Source organism: Kushneria pakistanensis (assembly GCF_014652795.1).
Taxonomy (GTDB): Bacteria; Pseudomonadota; Gammaproteobacteria; order Pseudomonadales; family Halomonadaceae; genus Kushneria; species Kushneria pakistanensis.
Window position 1 is genome coordinate 328,412 of sequence record NZ_BMZM01000002.1, and the last position, 16,934, is coordinate 345,345.

Sequence of the window (16,934 nt, forward strand, 5' to 3'; positions counted from 1 at the left end):
ACTGGCGGTGTGCCGTCGAGTCTGTGGTGGCGCGGTGAATAGAGGCGACTGACAACGAGCAGGTGAAAACGAGAAAGGCGCCCCTCACATGAGGGGCGCCTTTTTGGGTGCTGTACACAGGGCCTGTCAGTCAGACACCTGCAGCGCGGCCTGTGCCGACACCTGCCCGATCAGGAGGATTTTCCGACCGGTTCCTGCACGCTGTCGTTGCCTTCCTCGTCAAGCCAGTTGACGTGGTGCATGCGACGTACCACCACGAATTCATCACGGTTGGAACCAACGGTACCGTAGTAGTTGAACCCGTAGGAGAGCTGGGCATAGCCCCCGATCATGTGGGTCGGTTTGGGACACACGCGGGTGACCGAGTTGTGAATGCCGCCGCGGGTACCGCTGACCTCGGAGCCGGGCACGTTCACGATCCGCTCCTGGGCGTGATACATCATTGCCATGCCGGTTTTCACCCGCTGACTGACGATGGCACGCGCGGCCACCGCACCGTGGGCGTTGTACAGATCGATCCAGTCGTTATCCGCAACGCCCAGCGTTGCAGCGTCCTCCTCGGAGAGCCATACCACCGGCCCGCCGCGCGAGAGCGTGAGCATCAACAGGTTATCGGTATAGGTAGAGTGAATCCCCCACTTCTGGTGCGGGGTGATCCAGTTGAGCACCAGTTCCGGGTTGCCGTTGTCCTCGGGCGGGTTGGTCACACCGACCACCGCGCGGGTATCAATCGGCGGACGATAGGTCAAAAGACTCTCGCCAAAGGCGCGCATCCAGGCGTGATCCTGATAGAACTGCTGACGACCGCTCAGGGTGCGCCACGGAATCAGCTCATGCACGTTGGTATGCCCGGCGTTATAGGAGACGTGCTCATCCTCAAGGCCTGACCAGGTCGGGCTTGAGATGATCTTGCGCGGCTGGGCGACCACGTCACGAAAACGAATCTTCTCCTCGTGCTTGGGCAGGGCCAGATGCGCGTGCTCACGCCCGGTGATCTTCGACAGTGCCTCCCAGGCACGCACGGCCACCTTGCCGTTGGTTTCCGGGGCGAGTGTGAGGATCATCTCGGCAGCATCGATGGCGCTGTCGATGATCGGGCGCCCTTTCGCCGGACCGTCGTCCTTGCAGCGGTTGAGCTGACCCAAAAGCTCGATCTCGGGACCGGTAGGCCAGCTGATGCCCTTGCCGCCGTTGCCCAGCGTATCCAGCAGCGGGCCGACCGAGGTGAAGCGTTCAAACGTGGCCGGATAGTCACGCTTGACCGTCATCAGATCCGGCATGGTGCGCCCGGGGATGGGCTCGCACTCGCCGCGCTTCCAGTCGTGAACATCCACCTGCGACAGCTCCCCGGGGGTGTCGTGCATCAGCGGCTGGGTGACCAGGTCGGTCTCCTCGCCCAGATGCCCGACACAGACGCGGGAGAAGGCCTTGGCGATACCCTTGTAGATCTCCCAGTCGCTGCGGGATTCCCACGCCGGATCAGTAGCCGCGGTGAGCGGGTGAATGAAGGGGTGCATGTCCGAGGTATTGAGATCGTCCTTCTCATACCAGGTGGCCGTGGGCAGCACCACATCGGAGTAGAGACAGGTGGTCGACATGCGAAAATCGAGCGTCACCAGCAGGTCGAGCTTGCCCTCGGGAGCCTCATCGCGCCACTGCACTTCCTCCGGCAGCGTGCCACCCGTCTCGCCGAGATCCTTGCCCTGCAACCCGTGCCGGGTGCCCAGCAGGTACTTGAGCATGTATTCGTGGCCCTTGCCGGAGCTGCCCAGCAGGTTGGATCGCCAGATAAACATGTTGCGCGGGAAGTTCTGCGGATTGTCCGGGTCCTCGGAGGCAAAGCGCAGGCCACCGCTCTTGAGCTGGTCGACCACGTAGTCCTTGAGTGGTTGGCCGGCCGCCTCGGCAGCACCGGCCAGGCGCAGCGGGTTGGTGCCCAGCTGTGGGGCGGAAGGCAGCCAGCCCATGCGCTCGGCGCGCACGTTGAAGTCGATCAGGCTGCCGGAATAGTCCTCGCGGCGGGCCAGCGGTGAGAGCAGCTCCTTGACCTCGACCTTTTCAAAACGCCACTGGCTTGAGTGGTTGTAGAAAAACGAGGTGCCGTTCATCTGACGCGCCGGCCGGCTCCAGTCTAGGCCGAAGGCCAGCGGTGTCCAGCCGGTCTGCGGGCGCAGCTTCTCCTGACCCACGTAGTGGGCCCAGCCGCCGCCGCTCTGACCGATGCAGCCGCACATGATCAGCATGTTGATCAGGCCGCGGTACTGCATGTCCATGTGGTACCAGTGGTTGAGCCCGGCACCAACGATGATCATCGAGCGTCCGTGGGTCTTGTCGGCGTTGTCGGCAAACTCGCGCGCCAGGCGGGTGATCTGCGCCGCCGGTACGCCGGTGATTGCTTCCTGCCAGACGGGCGTATAGGGGCGCATCTGATCCAGCGATGTGGCGCCGTCATCTTCACCCGCCTCGCCATCGCTCAGGGCAAGGCCGCGGTCGATGCCGTAGTTGGCCACCATCAGGTCAAACACGGTCACGGCCAGCGTTTCACTGCCATCGGCCAGCGTCAGGCGTCGGGCCGGCAGGTGGTGATAGAGCACGTCGTTGCCATCGACATGGTTGAAATGCACGTGCTTGATGTGGCCGAAGTAGGGGAAACCGACTCGGACGACCCGGTCATGATCTTCAGCCTGGGACAGACGCAGGTGGATCTCTTCGCCCTCGGCATCCAGCGATTCAAGATTCCACCGACCCCGGCCTTCCTCGGCCTCGCCCCAGCGGAAACCGATCGAACCACGCGGCACCACGAGCTGCTGGCGGTGCTCATCCCAGGCCACCGTTTTCCACTCGGGGTTGTTGTCCTGACCCAGGGCTTCGTCAAAGTCCGCCGCGCGCAGCTGGCGGCCGGGCACGTAGCTGCCATCCTCGCGTGCCTCCAGCTGTACCAGCATCGGCATGTCGGTGTAGCGACGCACGTAGTCGGTGAAGTACGCGCTCTGACGCTCGAGGTAGAACTCTTTCAGAATCACGTGGCCCATGGCCATGCCCAGCGCCGAGTCGGTGCCCTGCTTGGGGCTGATCCATTCATCACAGAGCTTGGCGACTTCGGCGTAGTCCGGCGTGATGGCGACCGTCTTGGTGCCCTTGTAACGCACCTCGGTGAAAAAGTGCGCATCCGGGGTACGGGTCTGAGGCACGTTGGAGCCCCAGGCGATGATGTAGTTCGAGTTGTACCAGTCGGCGGATTCCGGTACGTCGGTCTGCTCGCCCCAGGTCTGGGGGCTGGCCGGCGGCAGGTCGCAGTACCAGTCATAAAACGACAGGCATACCCCGCCGATCAGGGACAGATAGCGCGCACCGGCGGCGTAGGAGACCATCGACATGGCCGGAATCGGCGAGAAGCCGGTGATGCGGTCCGGACCGTACTGCTTGGCGGTGTAGACGTTGGACGCCGCCACCAGGGTCTGCATCTCCTCCCAGTCGGCGCGCACGAAGCCGCCCATGCCGCGGGCCTTCTTGTACTGCGCGGTCTTTTCCGGGTCTTCGACAATCGAGCCCCAGGCATCCACCGGGTCGGGATGCTGCTTCAGGGCGTCACGCCACAGGCGAATCAGGGTCTGGCGCACCAGCGGATACTTGAGCCGGTTGGCGCTGTAGAGATACCAGGAGTAGCTCGCCCCACGCGGGCAGCCGCGCGGCTCGTGGTTGGGCAGGTCGGGCCGGGTGCGCGGGTAGTCGGTCTGCTGGGTTTCCCAGGTGACCAGGCCATTCTTGACGTAGATCTTCCAGCTGCACGAACCGGTACAGTTCACCCCGTGGGTGGAGCGCACCACCTTGTCGTGCTGCCAGCGGGCGCGGTAGCCGTCTTCCCAGTCACGATTTTCTTCGCGCAGCTCGCCGTGCTCGCCGGAAAAGGACGTGCGAATCTTTTTCATGTACTGCAAACGGTCGAGGAAATAGCTCATTGTCAGGTCTCCACGAGATTGATCAGCAGGGCGCCGGGGCGTTACGACGGGCGTAATACCACCAGGTCAGCACCATGCAGCTCAGATAGAAGAGGATGAAGCCGTACAGGGCCGGCGCCACGCTGCCGGAAAGTGCCGTGGCAGTGCCGTAGGCCTTGGGAATGAAGAAGCCGCCGTAGGCCGCCACGGCCGAGATGAAGCCCAGAACGGCGGCCGATTCGCGATTGGCCTCTGTGCGGACGCGTTCCAGATGCCCTTCCCCCAGGGCCTGGCGTCGCTGATTGAAGAAGATGACCGGCACCATGCGGTAGGTAGAACCGTTGCCGATGCCGGTGGCCACGAACAGGATCAAAAACATCAGGAAAAAGCCGACGAAGCTGCCGCTCTGGCCCTGATCCCCACCGGGCAGGAAGAACAGCACGCCGAGTACGCCGGCCACCATCAGACCGAAATTCCACAGCGTGACCCGCGCCCCGCCAAGACGGTCGGCCAGCCAGCCACCCAGCGGCCGGGCCAGTGCGCCGACCAGCGGGCCCAGAAAGGCGTAGCGGGTCGGGTCGACGTCGGGAAACTGCATGCCGGAGAGCAGCGGAAAGCCTGCGGCAAAGCCGATGAAGCTGCCAAAGGTGCCCAGATACAGCCAGCTCATCAGCCAGTTGTGCAGCCGCTTGAAGATCACCGCCTGATCGCGGAACGAGGATTTCGCCGAGGCGATGTCGTGCATGCCAAACCAGGCCGCGATCGCGGCGATGGCAATCAGCGGCACCCAGATGAAGGCGATGTTCTGCAGCCATACCGGCTCACCGGTGTAGGCCCCCTGCTGCGCAATCAATGGGTCGCCGGCCATCGGGCCCAGTACGCTGGTGGCAATGACCAGCGGGCCGATCAGCTGCAGGGCGGAGACACCCAGATTGCCCAGGCCTGCATTCAGGCCCATGGCGGTGCCCTTTTTGGCCTGCGGGTAGAAAAAGCTGATGTTGGCCATGCTGGAGGCGAAGTTGCCGCCACCGAAGCCGCACAAAAGCGCCAGGATCAGCATCACGCTGTAGGGCGTATCAGGATGCTGTACCGCCACGCCGATCCACAGGCACGGCAGCAGCAGGGAAGCCGTCGAGATGGCCGTCCAGCGGCGTCCGCCAAAGATTGGCACCATGAAGCTGTAGAAGATGCGAAGCGTCGCGCCGGAAAGCGACGGCAGCGCGGCCAGCCAGAAGAGCTGATTGGGGCTGTAGCCAAAGCCGAGCTGGGGCAGGCGCACTACCAGGATGCTCCAGATCGACCACACCGCAAAGGCCAGCAGCAGGTTGGGAATCGAGATCCACAGGTTGCGTCGGGCAATGCGGGCCCCGGTGGTCTGCCAGAAGGTCTCGTCTTCCGGATGCCACTCGGTCAGTGTCATGGCGCTGGGAGCGGCGAGTTCCGGCAGATCGGTACTGCGCTCGGCGCGGCCCCAGCTCTTGTTGTCGGCGCGGGTAATGGCGTAGTGCATCCACGCCAGCGCCGCGATGACCACCACAAACAGCAGCATGAAGCAGCTCTGCCAGATGCCGACCACGTCATTGAGCATGCCGAACGTCAGCGGCAGGAAGAAGCCGCCCAGCCCGCCGACCATGCCGACCACGCCACCGACGGCGCCCACATGGTGGGGGTAATAGACCGGAATGTGCTTGAACACGGCGGCCTTGCCCAGTGACATGAAAAAACCGAGCACGAAGATCAGCACGATAAACAGTGACAGCGGCGTGGAAAGGGCGAAGCTGACCTCACCGCGTACGCCATCGACCAGAAACCGGCTCGGCGGGTAGCTCAGCACCAAAAGACACAGCGCCGAGATGCCCAGCGTCCAGTACATCACGCGGCGCGCGCCGATGCGGTCCGACATCACACCGCCGAGAATGCGAAAGAGCGACGCCGGTACCGAATAGAGCGCGGCCACCATGCCGGCCGCGGCGATACCCAGGCCGTAGACCTCCATCAGGTAGTGGGGCAGCCACAGGGCCAGCGCCACGAAACCGCCAAAGACGAAGAAGTAGTACAGCGAGAAGCGCCAGACGCGCATCTCGGCAAGGGGTGCCAGCTGCGTCTTCAGTGGTACCGGTGCCCGGCGCTGGGCGTGCTGCGGGTCTTCCTTCGCCAGCACAAAAAACGCCACGCCGGCCAGCGCCAGCACGGTGGCATAGACCAGCGCCGTACCCTGCCAGCCCATCGCCAGCAGCAGAAAGGGCGCGGCAAAGTTGGTAATGGCCGCGCCCACGTTGCCAGCGCCGAAAATGCCCAGTGCCGTACCCTGCCTGTCGGCGCTGTACCAGGCTGAGGTATAGGCGACCCCGGCGATGAAGCCGCCGCCGGCCAGCCCCACGCCCAGCGCTGCCAGCAGCAGCATGGCGTAGCTTGTGGCGAAGGTGAGCAGATACACGCAGGCGGCGCTGACCAGCATGAGCAGGCTGAACACCCGGCGCCCGCCGAAGCGGTCGGTCCAGATGCCCAGAAACAGCCGGCTGATGGAGCCGGTCAGGACCGGCGTGGCCATCAAAAGCCCCAGCTGCGTATCGGAAAGGCCAAACTCGTGTCGCAGATGGATACCGATGATGGAAAAGATCGTCCAGACCGCGAAGCAGAGTGTGAAGGCCAGCGTCGAGAGACCCAGTGCGCGTCGCTGCTGCGAGCGTGGGGGGGAAGCGGTGTCTGCCCTCATGATGGTGCCCTCATGCCAAAGGAAGGTGGCGTCAGGGACTACTGTGCGGGAGATGGCGCGGGCGCTTTTGACCGTCGTCAAAATACCCCTGGTAAAAATGGCGTTAAATCAGCGTGTTAACTCATTGGCGATAGTGGCATTTGCCGCTGCAGGTCGCTGAAAGGAAAGCCTTTTATTGTTCCGACTACCTCCTTGGGGGTAGCCATGCTGCGCAGGAGAACGCCATGGGGGTATTCAAGCGGTTTGTGCCTTCCCATTACGCCCTGAGCCTGACGCTGGCGCTGGTGCTGGCAGGGGTGTCGCTGCTGGCCCTGGGCGGGATGGTGGCCAGCGGCTGGCTGGCGGATACGGCGCGTCATGACGCCCGGGTGATCAATCAGGCCGGTTCGCTGCGCATGCAGACCTGGCGGCTGATGGCGCAGGCACCCACCATGGACCACGCCGGGTGGCGCGCGCTGTTAAACACCATCGATGACACCTGGCAGCACCTTGATGAGGCGGTGAGCCGTGAATATGACGACGACATGGCGCTGCAGCTTGGCATGCTGCGCCTTGAATGGGTCACCACCCTGCACCCGGACATGCGCACGCCCGAGCAGGCCGCGCGCATCGACCCTGCCCGTATTGCCGCCCATGTCAGCGGTCTGGACGGGCTGACCGGTGAGCTGCAGGCGCTGGCCGAGACACGCATTGCCCGCCTGCGTGCCCTGCAGGTGGCGCTGTTGCTGCTGACCCTGCCGCTGATCGGCTTCGGGGCCTGGCGGCTTCACTTTCATGTGCGCCGCCCGCTCGGGCAGCTGCTGGGCGTGGTCGAAACCCTGCGTGCCGGCGATCTTCAGGCCCGCACCGGCTACTGGCGCAACGACGAGATAGGCCTTCTGGCGGCCACCATCGATGACATGGCCGGCCAGCTCGAGATGTTCTATCGCCATCTCAATGACCAGGTCGAAGACCGCGCTCATCGGCTGCAGCAGAGTCATCTGGCGCTGACGCTTTTGTATGACAACGCGCGCTATCTGGCCACGACGGCACCTGAGGCCATCGACCCGCAGCAGGCACTGCAACCCTTCGAGGCGCTGATGGCCCCGGCCGAACTGGCGCTGGTCGCTTCGCAAAATGCCGATGATGATGATGCCGGTACGTACCGCTTCCCGCTGCAGGGCGACGCTGATGTGCCCCTGGTACTGGTGGCCCGACTGCCCGGCGGTGCGCCGCTGCCGGGCTGGAAGTGTCAGATCTGCGAGACGCTGGCCGATCACCTGGACGCGGCGCTGGCGCTGCGCGCCCAGGGGCGGCACAAGCGTCGGCTGGCCCTGATGGATGAGCGCGCCGTGATCGCCCGCGAGCTGCACGACTCTCTGGCGCAGTCGCTGAGCTATCTCAACATTCAGGCCCTGCGACTGGCCCGCGCCCTGCCCGAGGCGAGCGACAGCGAGGCCCCGGCCATTCTCGGCGAGCTGCGCGAGGGCATTGCTCAGGCCTATCGCCAGCTGCGCGAGCTGCTGGTCACCTTTCGTCTGCGCCTGACCGAGCACGGCATCAATGCCGCCGTGCGGGCGAGCATCGAAGAGTTTGCCGCGCGGGGTGAGCTTGAGATCGACACAACGCTTGCCATTGCCGATGACGTCCTTGCCCCCGACCAGGAGCTGCACCTGGTGCAGATCCTGCGTGAGGCGCTGGCCAACGTGGTCCAGCACGCCCGGGCACAAAAGGTCACGGTGACCCTGACCGATCAGGCCGGTAGCATTGATCTTGTGATCGAGGACGACGGCGTGGGCCTGCCCGCACAGGTGAGCCGCAGCCATCATTACGGCACCATCATCATGGCCGAGCGCGCGCGCAGTCTGGGCACGACGCTGGTAATGGCCCGACGTGACGCGGGCGGCACGCGGGTGGCGCTGAACTTCATCAATGGGTCAACTTCAGGAGACACCACGGCATGAGCCCTCACGACACGAGCCACCATGCGCAGCCACGCGGCGTCCTGGTGGTGGATGATCACCCGCTCTTTCGACGCGGGGTGCAGCAGCTTCTGGCCATGAGCGCGTCGCTGACGCTTTCAGGCGAGGCTGACAGCGGTCAGCAGGCGATCGAATTCTGTAAGCGCCACATGCCGGATCTGATCCTGCTGGACATGAAGATGGCGGGCATGGACGGCATCGAGACGCTGACCCGGCTGCGTGAGGCGGGCGTGACAGCGCCGATCGTGATGCTCACCGTGTCGGAATCCCAGGATGACGTCTTGTCCGCCATTCGGGCCGGTGCCAGCGGCTATCTGCTCAAGGATACGGCCCCCGAGGAACTGCTGGCGGCCATCGAGGCGCTCGATGGCGAGGGCGACGCCTTTGACCCGCGGCTCATGGGGCTTCTGACCCGGGCATTGCGTGAACCGGCGCCCGGCCCCGAGGCCATGATCGCCCGCCTCACCCGGCGCGAGCGCGATATTCTGCGCCTGATTGCCCGCAGCCATTCCAACAAGGAAATCGGCCGACGCCTTGAGATCAGCGAAGGGACGGTCAAGGTCCACGTGCGCCATCTACTCAAGAAAATGGGCATGCGCACCCGTACCGAAGCCGCCGTGTGGGCGGCCCAGGAAGGCTGGAAGTAAACGCTGAATACAAGTGCTGGAAGTGAGTGCGGGGGCTGGTCAGCCATGGCTCTCCCGGCTAGGCTGGCGGACCCTATCTCGTGTGACTGGAGCGCTTTTCATGCTGAAACCGTTACTGCGCGGGTGCCTGCTGGCGCTGCCGCTGTTCTCTCTCCCGGCACTGGCCGATGCCGATCACCCGCATGTCGAGATCACGACCAGCCAGGGCAATATCGAGCTGGAACTCGACGCCCGGGCAGCGCCCAACACGGTGGAAAACTTCCTGCGCTACGTCGAGGAAGGCTTCTATCAGGACACCGTCTTTCACCGCGTCATCGACGGCTTCATGGTCCAGGGCGGCGGCATGACCGCCGACATGGCGACCAAAAAGCCCCATGCCCCCATCGCGCTGGAAGAGAGCGGACTCAAAAATCAGCGCGGCACCATCGCCATGGCGCGCACCGCCCAGCCGGATTCGGCCACCAGCCAGTTCTTCATCAATCTGGTAGATAACGCATCACTCGATTACCGCAACCTCTACGAGCCCGGCTATACCGTCTTTGGCCATGTGGTCTCGGGTATGGACGTGGTCGATGCCATGGCCCGGGTGCCCACGACCCGCAAGGGGCCGCACGCCGACGTGCCAGAGACGCCGATCACCATCGAGGGTGCCAGACGGCTGGACTGACCTTTCTCGAGAGCAGTCTGCAACGACGACGGCCCCGATCACCCTTGCAGGTGGTCGGGGCCGTTTGATGACGAGCGCGCTACCCGGTGGTCAGCGCTATACGATGCTCAGTGCAGCTGACCGGAGGGGCCAAAGTACTCGAAATGGCGATACGGTGTATCAACGCCGAGCGCGGCCAGTTCGCTGTCGATATCACGCATGAAGCCGGTGGGGCCGGTAAAATAGCAGCTTGGCGTTACCTCGCGCGGCAGGTAATCCGCCAGCAGGGCGTGATCAAGGATGCCCTTGTGGCGCTTGTCCTCGGGCGTGTCCGGATGGCTGTAGACGTAGCGGTAGGTGAGCCGGCTGCCGTACTGTTCGGTCATGGCCTTGAGGTGTTCATGAAAGGCGTGGACGCTGGAATTGCGCGCTGCGTGCAGGTAGATCACCTGGCGGCCGGCATCGAGGGCCTGGGCCATGAGCGACAGCATCGGGGTCTGGCCGACGCCGCCGCTGATCAGCATGACCGGCGCGTCGCGGTCATCGAGCACCATCTCGCCTACCGGCGCCAGCAGCTGCACATGATCGCCGACCCTGATGTGATCGTGCAGGTGGCGACTGGCCCGGCCCTGCCCCTCTCGCTTGACCGAAATACGGTAGAAGTCATCCCCCGGGAGGGATGTCAGGCTGTACTGGCGCAGCGCCTGTTCGCCGTCGATATCAAGCGACACGCCCAGATACTGCCCTGCCTGGAAGGTGCGTACCGGCTTGTCATCGACCGGCTTGAAGTAGAACGACACGATCTCCTCGCTTTCGACCACGCGGTCGGCCAGATAGAAGGTGCGCTCTCCGCGCCAGCCGCCCGGTGCCTGTTCCAGCTGCTGATAGGTACGCTCCTCGGCATCGATCAGTCGATCGGCAAACTCCCAGTACAGGCCACTCCAGGCATCGGCCACTTCGGGGGTAACGGCATCGCCCAGCACTTCGCCGATCGCGGCCATCAGGCACTCGGCGACGATGGGATACTGATCGGGCTGCAGATTGATCGCCACATGCTTGTTGACGATCGGATGCATGAGTTTCTCGAGTGCCTCGGGGTCCTGACGATTAAGCGCGTAGGCCACCACTGAACGGGCAAGTGCCCGGGGCTGCTCGCCGGTCTGCTGGTGGCGCATGTTGAACATCGAGCGCACGTGCGGGTAGCGCTCGAACATCAGCGGGTAAAAGGTGCTGGCGATGGTTTCAGCATGTTCGGCCACGACCGGTGCAGTGGCGTTGATGACTTCAAGCTGCTTCTGGTTAAGCATGACGCGCTCCTGGCGACGGTAACAATATGAGACGCTTTTAATATCGCAAAAGCCGTGCCAGGTGGTCCATGCTGCGACAGTCTGCCACGTTCGTACGATGTCAGGGCCCGTATGAGGCGGCACGTTCCAGTGACATGGCAAGGCGGTGCTGGCATCCCTGTTGCGGCCATGGTCATAATGACACCGTTTTTGAAGGTCAAAATGACAATCCGGCAGGTGGTGTGTCGATATGACTACTTTTTCAAGAGCATTGCGGGCGCTGTTGGCCGCGCTGAGCGATGGCAAGCGTCCCGATGCCCTGCATGCGCAGTGGTCGACGCTGCTGGCGGCGCTGGTGGGCAATTACCCGGCCGATGCCAGTACGCTGATGGTCAGCGTCGATGAAGGCCTGCAGCCAGTGGCAGTACTGGGGATGGATGAGGAGGTCTGCGGGCGCCATTTCTCCCTGCAGGCTCACCCAAGGCTTGCCGCGATTGCGGCGCATCCGCGGGTATGTCGCTTTCCACGCGACTGCACCCTGCCGGACCCCTTCGATGGTCTGCTTGATGCCGATCTCACCCACGTTCATGACTGCATGGGCGTGGCCCTGCGCGACGGTGACCGGCTGCTGGGCATGCTGACCCTGGATGCCCTGATCCCCGAGCAGATGGCAGGCATCGATGATGAGGAGCTGATGGCCGCCGCGGAGCTACTGGCCACCTGCCTGCGCCTGACCGGGCAGCTTGAGGATACCCGTTCGCGCCTCAATCAGGCGCTCTCGCCGCAAGAAAGTGCGCCGCTGCGCTCGCCCGGCTGGCACAGCCCGGCCATGGCCCGGCTGTATGAAAGCATGGCGCTGGTGGCCCCTACCGACCTGAGCGTGCTGTTGCACGGCGAGACCGGCGTGGGCAAGGAGCACCTGACCCGCTATATGCATGAGTGCTCGCGCCGGCGCAACGGGCCGCTGGTCAAGGTCAACTGCGCCACCCTGCCTGAATCGCTGATCGAAAGCGCGCTGTTTGGCCATCGCCGCGGCGCCTTTTCCGGCGCCAGTCGTGATCATCGCGGCCATTTCGCGATGGCCGACGGCGGCACCCTGATGCTTGACGAGATCGGCGAGCTGCCGCTTTCCCAGCAGCCGCGGCTTTTGCGCGTGCTGCAGGAAGGCGAGATCCAGCCGCTGGGCAGCGATCAGGCGATCAAGGTGGATGTGCGTCTGATTGCCGTGACCAATCGGGATCTGGCCGAGGAAGTGGCCGCCGGGCGCTTTCGCGAGGATTTGTATCACCGCCTGAGCGTCTTTCCCCTGCGCATTCCGCCGCTGCGCGAGCGCCGTGAAGACATTCTGCTGCTGGCCGGCCATTTTCTGGAAGACAACCGGGTGCGGCTCGGTCTTGCCAACCTGCGCCTGGATATCAGCGCCGAGCAGGCGCTGCTGGACTGGCACTGGCCCGGCAACGTGCGCGAACTCGAACATACCCTGAGCCGTGCGGCCCTGCGCGCCCTTGGCGATGCCCACCCGGCTGCACGGCGCGCCGAAATACTGCGCATCAATGCCACCCATCTTGATCTGCCTGGCGGCGTGGCCGCGGCGTCCGAACGGTCTGTGCCTGACAGTGCCGGTTTATCCACACCCGCTCACGCACCACCCCCTGTGGATAACGACCTGCCGTTGCGCGATGCCACTGACGCCTTCCAGCGCTGTCACATTGAACGCGCTCTGGCCGCGCATGAGGGCAACTGGGCACGGGCGGCACGCGCCCTGGGCATGGACAGTGCCAATCTGCATCGACTCGGGCGTCGGCTGGGGCTCAAATAGTCTCGTCTCGAACAAGCAGAAAGATGTTGTTTCACGTGAAACATTCAAGCGTAAAACACGACCTGCACCATAAAAAAAGCCCGCCTGTTTCGCAGGCGGGCCCTTCATTCTGAGCGCTGTAACCGCGTTCAGACTTCGACGCTCAGCGTCACGTCGATGTTGCCGCGGGTGGCATTGGAGTAGGGGCACACTACATGAGCCCTTTCAACCAGTTCATTGGCCAGGCCTTCGTCCATGTCGGGAAGGCGGATATTCAGCGCCACTTCGATACCAAAGCCGGTGGCAATCGGGCCAATGCCCACGTCGGCACCGACCCAGGCGTTGTCGGGCAGTCTTGCCTTCTGCTGGGCCGCCACATGCTTGAGCGCGCCCATGAAGCAGGCCGAGTAACCGGCGGCAAAAAGCTGCTCGGGGTTGGTGCCATCACCGCCGGTGCCGCCCAGCTCCTTTGGCGTGCTCAACACGACATCGAGCTTCTCGTCGGAAGAGACGGCGCGGCCGTCGCGACCGCCAGTGGCCTGGGCGTTGGCGCGGTAAAGTACCTTTTCGAGTGGCATGTCATTTCCTCTGAACATGATTGCGGGCTATTGGGTAGCGCGCTATGTAAATGGGTAAAAAAAGGTCAAATATTATCCAGATGTCTTTTCAGGGCATTGAGCTGATCGCGCAGCGCCTGTATCTCCGGTCTTGAACAGCCCGTGGCCTGCTGAACCTCGACAGGTACGGCCCGGGCCTGCTCACGCAGCGCGCTTCCCTTGTCGGTCAACGACACCTCGACCTGGCGTTCATCTTCACGGGTGCGTGCTCGCCGGACCAGTTCGGCCCCTTCAAGTCGCTTGAGCAGCGGCGTGAGCGTGGCGGAGTCCAGCGACAGCCGCTCGCCGATGCCGGAAACGGTCAGGTGATCCTCTTCCCACAGCACCAGCATGACCAGATACTGGGGATAGGTGAGCTCCAGCCGCTTGAGCAGACGCCGGTAAAGCTTGCTCATTGAAAGCTGCGTGGCGTAGAGCGCAAAGCAGAGCTGAGACTCCAGGGCCAGCATGCTCTCGTCATGGTCGAGATTATCGTTGTCGTCTGTCATCACTGTAATTTACATAGTGCGCTATTTAATAACCAGCGATTTAAACCTATGAGGGTCATAGCGCTGGCCTTGGGAAGATCATCATGATCAGGGGAAAAACCGTGTCGGCGCCTATCGTGATGCTAAAAAGCCATGGCTGACAATAACCTGGGTAAGCCATGGCGTATCAGGAAAGCCAAAAGACACCGGCGCGCCACCCGGAGGACACACGCCGGACAGGTTGGAAGGATCAGTCGATCAGGAAGTCGAACTTTTCACGCAGGTTTTCCCAGCTGTCCTTCGAGTTGGCCGCGATCATGCAGCCCTGATGAATGGTGGGACTGTAGGGGGTGCCATCGAGCAGCGCGGCGTAACCGCCGGCTTCCTGCAGGATCATGACGCCGGCGGCGTGATCCCAGGGCATCAGCTTGGCGGTAAGCATGAAATCCACAAAGCCGAAGGCCATGGTGCGGTACTCATGGCACGCGCAGCCAAAGGACATCATGCGGGCGAAATCGGGGAAGAGCCCGGCCATGTCGTACTGGGTTTCGCGCGGGAACAGGCGAATCGAGGTCGAGCCCACCATGTTCGAGACCTTTTTGGTGTTCGACACCTGCAGACGCCGCGCCGTGCCGTCAGGGCGGCCATACCAGGCCCCCTCCCCCTTGCGCGCCATGACCCAGTCATCGGCCAGCGGATCGTACAACAGGCCAAGCACGGTCTCGCCGCGGCTGACCACGGCCACAATCACGCCGAACTGGTTGAGATTGCGCGCGAAGTTCCAGGTGCCGTCGATCGGGTCGATGATGACCGCCATCTCGGCATTGCCGATGGTCTTTAAAAGCGAGGCGTCTTCGGCCACCGCTTCTTCACCCACGATGGTCGCCTCGGGAAAGGCTTTGGCGACGCCCTGGGTAATGACCTTCTCGGCGCTTTTATCGGCAATGGTCACCAGGTCATCCGGGCCGCTCTTGGTATCGATGGCATCAGGATCGAGCATACGAAAACGCGGCAGAATCTCGGTTCTGGCAGCGTGGCGAACAATGTCGATAAGCGTCTGGGCTGCAGCCTGATCCAGGGTCATGACAGGGCTCCTTGGTGAAGGGTGACGAAAAGGTGTCAAACCATCGCGATACCGCACACGGGCACCGCGACGACACCGTCTGCCTATAGCATGGCGTCCATCCGGGGGGATCACCAGTCCCGATGGCGCATGAAATGCGGGAAACATGACCTGTGACGGTGTGTCGCCCTGCCTCGGCAAGAGGGGGATTGCCACGGCGCTGCTGCTCTGTTTAAATATATTGATATATTTCTATATCAATAGGTAAACGACATGACGACGTCTGCACAGGCGCTGGCCGCCCCGCTGTTCGAGCCCCTTTCCCTGGGTCCGGTCACCCTTCCCAACCGTATTGTCATGGCCCCCATGACGCGCAACCAGTCGCCAAACGGCGTCCCGGGTGATGACGTCGCGGCTTATTACAAGAGCCGCGCCGAAGGCGGTGTCGGCCTGATCATCACCGAAGGCACCTATATCGATCATCCCGGTGCCAACGGCTACCCACAGGTGCCGGCCTTCCACGGCGAAGCCGCACTGGCGGGCTGGCAGAAGGTGGTCGAGGGCGTTCACGCCGCCGGCGGGAAAATCATGCCGCAGCTGTGGCACGTGGGCCGCGAGCGTCGCCCGGGTGTCGAGCCGCAGACCGATGTGCCGGGCTTTGGGCCGATGGCCATCGTTGAAGACGGTGTGGAAGTCGTGAAGGCGATGACCGAGCAGGACATCCAGGACGTGGTGGCCTCCTTTGCCCGCGCGGCCCGCGATGCGAAAGCGATCGGCTTTGACGGCATCGAGCTGCACGGCGCCCACGGCTACCTGATCGATCAGTTCCTGTGGCCGGAAAGCAACCAGCGCGAGGACGCCTACGGCGGCAGCCTGGAAAACCGTCTGCGCTTCCCGCGCCTGATCGTGCGTGCCGTGCGCGAGGCTGTCGGTCCGGACTTCCCGATCGTTTTCCGCTTCTCGCAGTGGAAGCTCTCCGACTATGAAGCGATCATTGCCGAGACTCCCGAGGCACTGGGCGAGCTGCTCAGCCCGCTGGCCGCCGACGGCGTGGACATCTTCCATGCCAGCACGCGCCGCGTGTGGGAGCCGGGCTTTGAGGGCAGCAGCAAGACGCTGGCGACCTGGACGCGTGAGCTGACCGGCTGTCCGGTAATTGCCGTGGGTAGCGTGGGGCTGGACAAGACCTTCCGCACCGGGCACTTCACCCGCACGGAAGACCCGACCTCCAAGAGCCGGGTCAACGTCGAGGAGCTGGCCGCCTGGCGTGCGCGCAACGATTTCGATCTGATTGCCATTGGCCGGGCCCTGCTGTCCGATCCGCAGTGGGCCAACAAGGTGCGTGACGGCCGACTCGATGAGCTGCAGGATTTCGATACCAGTGCGCTGGATGAACTGGTGCGCTGACGCGTATTGGTCGGGCTGTCTCGGCAGCCCGGCCGTGAGCGCGTATACTGATCCGGCCTCCAACGCCTGGCCCTGATCATGGATATCAATACGGTTTTAAGCGCACTGGCCAACCCGGTGCGACTGGACATCCTGTCCTGGCTCAAGGAGCCGGAGCAGCATTTCCCGCCTCAGAAGGATACGGCCCCACCCGGGGGGATTTGTGTCAGCCATATTCGCGAGAAGACCGGGCTCTCCCAGCCGACCATTTCGCTGTATCTGTCGACGCTGTCGCGTGCTGGCCTTGTATCATCGCAGCGGGTAGGTCAGTGGACCTATTACCGCTACGAGCATGAGGTCGCCGAGGCCTTCCTGAATGCCCTTGGCGAGCGGCTTTCCCGCCGTTGAT

Annotated in this window: 12 protein-coding genes; 6 read left to right on the forward strand and 6 right to left on the reverse strand. The window is 63.4% G+C overall.

Annotation, left to right across the window (positions count from 1 at the left end; translation table 11 throughout):
- Nucleotides 1-170: 170 nt before the first annotated feature.
- Both IE123_RS06960 and IE123_RS06965 read right to left on the reverse strand, forming a co-directional pair.
- The gene (locus IE123_RS06960) at nt 171-3,959 is read right to left on the reverse strand and encodes a nitrate reductase subunit alpha (RefSeq protein ID WP_189516490.1); all 3,789 of its coding nucleotides are present in this window, start codon (nt 3,957-3,959) and stop codon (nt 171-173) included.
- 22 nt (nt 3,960-3,981) lie between these two features.
- Nucleotides 3,982-6,654, reverse strand: coding sequence for a nitrate/nitrite transporter (locus IE123_RS06965; RefSeq protein WP_189516492.1), 2,673 nt, complete (start codon nt 6,652-6,654; stop codon nt 3,982-3,984).
- A 224-nt stretch (nt 6,655-6,878) separates the two neighbouring features.
- On the opposite strand from IE123_RS06965, the gene IE123_RS06970 reads away from it, so the two are divergent.
- From IE123_RS06970 to IE123_RS06980, 3 genes are all read left to right on the forward strand, one after another.
- Nucleotides 6,879-8,597 (forward strand): histidine kinase, encoded by a 1,719-nt coding sequence (locus IE123_RS06970; RefSeq protein WP_189516494.1) that lies wholly within the window; start codon nt 6,879-6,881, stop codon nt 8,595-8,597.
- Nucleotides 8,594-9,262 (forward strand): two-component system response regulator NarL, encoded by a 669-nt coding sequence (narL, locus tag IE123_RS06975; RefSeq protein ID WP_189516496.1) that lies wholly within the window; start codon nt 8,594-8,596, stop codon nt 9,260-9,262. Before IE123_RS06970 ends, narL begins: the two co-directional genes overlap by 4 nt.
- A 100-nt stretch (nt 9,263-9,362) precedes the next feature.
- The gene (locus tag IE123_RS06980) at nt 9,363-9,929 is read left to right on the forward strand and encodes a peptidylprolyl isomerase (RefSeq protein ID WP_189516498.1); all 567 of its coding nucleotides are present in this window, start codon (nt 9,363-9,365) and stop codon (nt 9,927-9,929) included.
- A gap of 107 nt (nt 9,930-10,036) precedes the next feature.
- Here the strand turns inward: IE123_RS06980 and hmpA are convergent, their stop codons facing one another.
- A complete protein-coding gene (gene hmpA / locus IE123_RS06985) occupies nt 10,037-11,215 on the reverse strand; it encodes an NO-inducible flavohemoprotein (RefSeq protein WP_189516500.1) in 1,179 nt (392 codons plus the stop codon).
- Nucleotides 11,216-11,444: 229 nt separating this feature from the next.
- Between hmpA and norR the strand changes: the two genes are divergently transcribed.
- Complete coding sequence (gene norR / locus IE123_RS06990) at nt 11,445-13,013, forward strand: nitric oxide reductase transcriptional regulator NorR (RefSeq protein ID WP_189516502.1); 1,569 nt, start codon at nt 11,445-11,447, stop codon at nt 13,011-13,013.
- Between the two features lie 128 nt (nt 13,014-13,141).
- Here norR and IE123_RS06995 read toward each other — a convergent pair whose 3' ends face one another.
- The 3 genes from IE123_RS06995 to IE123_RS07005 all read right to left on the reverse strand — a co-directional run bounded on the left by IE123_RS06995 (nt 13,142) and on the right by IE123_RS07005 (nt 15,160).
- Complete coding sequence (locus IE123_RS06995; RefSeq protein ID WP_189516504.1) at nt 13,142-13,570, reverse strand: organic hydroperoxide resistance protein; 429 nt, start codon at nt 13,568-13,570, stop codon at nt 13,142-13,144.
- Between the two features lie 65 nt (nt 13,571-13,635).
- On the reverse strand, nt 13,636-14,097 hold the full coding sequence (locus IE123_RS07000) for a MarR family winged helix-turn-helix transcriptional regulator (RefSeq protein ID WP_189516506.1): 462 nt from the start codon (nt 14,095-14,097) through the stop codon (nt 13,636-13,638).
- Between the two features lie 229 nt (nt 14,098-14,326).
- The gene (locus IE123_RS07005) at nt 14,327-15,160 is read right to left on the reverse strand and encodes an inositol monophosphatase family protein (protein ID WP_189516508.1); all 834 of its coding nucleotides are present in this window, start codon (nt 15,158-15,160) and stop codon (nt 14,327-14,329) included.
- 252 nt (nt 15,161-15,412) lie between these two features.
- On the opposite strand from IE123_RS07005, the gene IE123_RS07010 reads away from it, so the two are divergent.
- On the forward strand, nt 15,413-16,546 hold the full coding sequence (locus tag IE123_RS07010; protein WP_189516510.1) for an NADH:flavin oxidoreductase: 1,134 nt from the start codon (nt 15,413-15,415) through the stop codon (nt 16,544-16,546).
- Between the two features lie 78 nt (nt 16,547-16,624).
- Nucleotides 16,625-16,933, forward strand: a complete 309-nt coding sequence (locus IE123_RS07015) for an ArsR/SmtB family transcription factor (RefSeq protein ID WP_229819647.1) — start codon at nt 16,625-16,627, stop codon at nt 16,931-16,933.
- The last annotated feature ends 1 nt before the right edge of the window (nt 16,934 follow it).